This window comes from Brevundimonas sp., from assembly GCF_032107865.1.
Lineage (GTDB): Bacteria > Pseudomonadota > Alphaproteobacteria > Caulobacterales > Caulobacteraceae > Brevundimonas.
Map to the genome: position 1 here is coordinate 1 of NZ_DAMCNG010000236.1, position 3,932 is coordinate 3,932.

General features: G+C 69.1%; 4 protein-coding genes and 1 pseudogene. 2 read left to right on the forward strand and 3 right to left on the reverse strand.

The window, feature by feature from the left end:
• Both RT567_RS14545 and hisC read left to right on the forward strand, forming a co-directional pair.
• A pseudogene (locus tag RT567_RS14545) lies at positions 1-422 on the forward strand (hypothetical protein); the annotation flags it as partial.
• A gap of 29 nt (positions 423-451) precedes the next feature.
• Positions 452-1,561, forward strand: coding sequence for a histidinol-phosphate transaminase (gene hisC, locus RT567_RS14550; RefSeq protein ID WP_313576978.1), 1,110 nt, complete (start codon positions 452-454; stop codon positions 1,559-1,561).
• Between the two features lie 11 nt (positions 1,562-1,572).
• Here the strand turns inward: hisC and RT567_RS14555 are convergent, their stop codons facing one another.
• From RT567_RS14555 to RT567_RS14565, 3 genes are read right to left on the reverse strand one after another with little or no spacing between them, the layout of a single operon-like run.
• Positions 1,573-2,364, reverse strand: a complete 792-nt coding sequence (locus RT567_RS14555; RefSeq protein ID WP_313576979.1) for a MipA/OmpV family protein — start codon at positions 2,362-2,364, stop codon at positions 1,573-1,575.
• 51 nt (positions 2,365-2,415) lie between these two features.
• Positions 2,416-3,129: a lysophospholipid acyltransferase family protein gene (locus RT567_RS14560; RefSeq protein WP_313576980.1), complete on the reverse strand. Its 714-nt coding sequence runs from the start codon at positions 3,127-3,129 to the stop codon at positions 2,416-2,418.
• On the reverse strand, positions 3,126-3,776 hold the full coding sequence (locus RT567_RS14565) for a YdcF family protein (RefSeq protein ID WP_313576981.1): 651 nt from the start codon (positions 3,774-3,776) through the stop codon (positions 3,126-3,128). The genes RT567_RS14560 and RT567_RS14565 overlap by 4 nt, the downstream gene beginning before the upstream one ends.
• Between the last annotated feature and the right edge of the window lie 156 nt (positions 3,777-3,932).

Here is a 3,932-nt window from a genome sequence, read left to right on the forward strand (position 1 = left end):
TGCCGGAAGACCTCGACCTGGCGCTGGACCTGCCCGTGCGCGACGGCGCGGCGCAGAAGACGCGCGCCCTGATCGATTTGTCGGCGCGGCCGTGGTGGGGGCGATTGCTGGCCCTGCCCATGCTGAAGGTGATCGCCGCCTTGCCGGATGACGCCGCCGGGGCGCCACGCGCCCTGATGATCTCGACCGAGGCGCCGGGGCCGACGGGCGACGACCGCACCTTCTGGGTGACGGACAGCGGCTGGCCGGATACGCGCATCGTCGAGGCCCTGGGCCAGGCGGGGCTGGCGGCCGAATTTCTGTCGGGCGGAGGCGGGTTGAAGCTGTTCGTCCTGACGGGCTATGTGCAGGCGGAAGACATCAGGCTGGACGGCGCGCCCGGCGGCCTGACCGGCGTCATCGGCGCCGCTCCCGTCTTCTGAAACCCAGCGGCCGACAGGATGACCCGCGCATGACCGAAGCGAACGCCCCCGAGGGATCGCCTCAACCCAAGAGCGGCGTGCTGGACATCGCCCCCTACGTCGGCGGCAAGAGCGCCATCGCCGGCGTGGCCAAGCCGATCAAGCTGTCGTCCAACGAGAACGCGCTGGGCGCGGGCGAGAAGGCCCGCGAGGCCTTCGCTGCCGCCGTCGCCTCGATCCACCTCTACCCCGACGGTCGGGCCGACCGCCTGCGCGCCGCCGTGGCTGAAACGCATGGTCTGGAGCCGGAACGGTTGATCTTCGGCAACGGCTCGGACGAGGTCTTCGCCCTGCTGAACCAGACCTATCTGGAGCCCGGGGACAATATCGTCACCAGTCAGTACGCCTTCGTCGCCTATCAGATTTCAGCCCGCGCCTGTCAGGCCGAGGTCCGGCTGGCGGCTGAGCCGGGCTTCCGCGCCGACGTCGACGCCATGCTGGCCCTGGTCGATGCGCGGACCAAGCTGGTCTATCTGTCGAACCCAGCCAATCCGACCGGCAGCTACGCCACGGGCGAGGAGATCCGCCGCCTGCACGCGGGCCTGCCCGCCCACGTCATCCTGGTGATCGACGAAGCCTACGCCGAGTTCGTCACTGAACCGGACTGGGAGAGCGCCTTCGATCTGGCGCGCACGGCGTCCAACGTCGTCGTCACCCGCACCTTCTCCAAGCTGCACGGCCTGGGCGGCCTGCGGGTCGGCTTCGGCTACGCGCCGCTGGCGGTGGAACAGGCGATCGACCGTATCCGTCTGCCGTTCAACGTCTCCGTGCCGGGGATCGAGGCGGCCATCGCCGCCCTGGGCGACGAGGCGCACCAGAAGGCCTCGCGCGATCTGGTGGCCGAGTGGCGGCCGCGCCTGATCCAGGCCGTGCGCGGCTTCGGATTCGAGGTGCTGCCCGCGTCGGGCAACTTCATCCTGATCCGCTTCCCGGATGCGAAGCGTCCGGCCTCCGCCGCGCAGGACTATCTGCAGTCCCAGGGGATCATTGTGCGCGGCGTGGCCAGCTACGGCCTGCCGGACTGCCTGCGGATCACGGTCGGAACCGGGGACCAGAACCGCGCCGTCATCGACGCCCTCAGCGAGTTCGCGGCGCGCTGAGACGACGGGGTCTAGCCGCCGCTGTTGAAGCGCACCACGCCGATCACTCCGGCGCGCCAGATGTAGTCGTCCTCGATCAGGGGGCTGTCCTTGATGTCGCCCAGGCGTTGTTCGTAGTTGACGAAGGCGCCCATGCCGTAACGATCGCCGATCGGGATGGCCAACAGCGCCGCCGCCCCGGCCGCCGACAGTCCGCCCGAGGGTTCGAAGGCGGTGAAGCCGCTCCTTGAGGCCTCGGCTGCGCTGACGCCGTAGTAGCGCTGGACCCGTTCATCATCGGCGGCGCGCATATAGGCCATGGTCTGCAACAGGCCGACGCGGGTCACGCGCTGGTGGCTGATGGAGCCGTAGTATTCCATTCCGGCGTCGTCGCCCGTGGCGTCATGCTGGATGCGGCCGCCCACGACGATGTTCCCCGGCAGACGCTTATAGGCGTAGAGCGCCGCATCGGCGCCCAGTTCCGGCCGGTCCATGCCGTTGATGTCGCCCGCCGCGAAACGAGGGCGCAACTGGACGCCGGCGTGGAAGCCGTCGCGCTTGATCGCATTCCAGCCCAGGCCGTCCAGGCCGTTGGCGTAGACGATGTCGCGATAGGAGGCCGAACCCCAGGCGGTGAAGCTGGCCTCGTCGCTGTTGTTGCCGGTGGCGCTGAAGCCGCGCACCACGCCGCCGCCGATGTCGACCTTCCACGTCTGCGGGGCCTCTGCCGGTATGAACGGCTGGGCCTGCGCCATGGCCGAGGCAGGCAGGCCCGCGACGGCGACGGTCAGCAGCGCGAGGCGGAGGTTGGTGCGTGAAATCATGAGCGAGTCCCAGGTCAACGACTGATGATATAGGGGCCCGCTCTCCAAAGCCTAGGTTTTGGGCGGCAACAAGGCGGTTGAGGCCCCTTCGATCCGGCTTTCCAGCTCAGCCATGAAGGCGGCGCGCTTCAGGCCGGCCGGGATCGGCGGCAGGAATTCGAAAACGACCGTACCCGGATAACGTTTGAAGCCGTGAGCCGGCCAATGGACGCCCGAGTTGGTGGCGACGGGCCAGCAGGGCGCCTCGACGTCGCGATAGATGGCGGCGACGCCGGGCTTGTAATCCGCCGGCTCGCCCGGCGTCGTGCGGGTGCCTTCGGGGAAGATCAGGATCTGGCGGCCTTCAGCCAGGCGGGCGCGGGTCTGGCGCACCATGTCCTTCAACGCCTTGGCGTGGGCGGCGCGGTCGACGGCGATCATCTTCGTCTTCCAGGCGAACCAGCCGAAGAAGGGCAGGGGCATCAGCTCCTTCTTCATCACGAAACAGGCGTCGTCTAGGAAGGCGAAGGGGGCGATGACGTCCAGCATCCCCTGGTGCTTGGCGGCGATCAGGGCCGGGCCGGTCGGGCGATGCTCCAGTCCGCGCACCTCGACCTTGACCCCGGCGATCCAGCGCAGACCGAACAGGACGAAACGCGCCCACAGCTTGATCACCCCCATGGCGGCCCCGTGCGGCATCAGCAGCGCCGGCGACAGGCCGACGGCGAACAGCGGCATGGACAGGTAGAGCCACAGGGTGAAGATCAGGGATCGGACGGTCGTCATGCGGCGGCCTTGCTCGGTTCGGAGGCGTCGGTCTCGGCGGTCGGGCCAGGGCGTTCGGGGTGACGGCCGGTCAGGCGGTGCATTCCCTCGCGGCCCAGCACGGCCAGGTATTTCATGTATTCCAGCGCCATGCGCCGAGCGGTCTCGGTCGCGCGCCACCACCCGGCGTCGTCCAGCGAGGGCGTGGAGACCGCATAAGGCGTCAGCTTCACCCCCGGCGCCGCGCCGCGGATTTCCAGCAGGCTGCGCGGCATATGATAGTCGGAGGTGACGACGATCAGATGGTCATAGCCCTTGGACCGCGCCCAGGCGGCGATCTCCTGGGCGTTGCCGACGGTGTTCTCGGCCTCAAAACCCAGATCGACGCAGCAGTTGAACAGCTTGCTGGACCCCGGCGTCAGGGCGCGCAGCTCCTGGCGGCGGACCTCGCGATTGACGCCCGAGATCAGCAGCCGGTCGCCCTTGCCCTGCTCCAGCAGGCGGATGGCCGCGTTGACGCGCTCGGCCGAAGGGCCGGTCAGGGAGACGACGGCGTCGGCCCGTGCAGGGTCGGGTGCAGGCGTGAACTCGCGCACCCGCTCGGCGAAGACGAACAGGCCCGTCAGCCACATCAGCGCCACCACGGCGATCAGCGTCAGGAACTTCATAGGAGACTAACTAGCTACGCTGGCCCAGCTTCGCCAGCGCCGTGAGGCGGGCGGCCAGCACGGCGACGGCGCCGGCCAGCAGCGGGCAGGCGATCAGCACCAGCAGATCGACCCAGGCCAGCGGCAGGGCCGGCGTCAGCCCGCCTTCACCGCCGA

Bases quoted from the DNA above. Each gene is read 5' to 3' on its own strand.
- RT567_RS14565 (WP_313576981.1), bottom strand. From the start codon at position 3,776: ATGAAGTTCCTGACGCTGATCGCCGTGGTGGCGCTGATGTGGCTGACG.
- RT567_RS14560 (WP_313576980.1), bottom strand. From the start codon at position 3,129: ATGACGACCGTCCGATCCCTGATCTTCACCCTGTGGCTCTACCTGTCC.
- hisC (WP_313576978.1), top strand. From the start codon at position 452: ATGACCGAAGCGAACGCCCCCGAGGGATCGCCTCAACCCAAGAGCGGC.
- RT567_RS14555 (WP_313576979.1), bottom strand. From the start codon at position 2,364: ATGATTTCACGCACCAACCTCCGCCTCGCGCTGCTGACCGTCGCCGTC.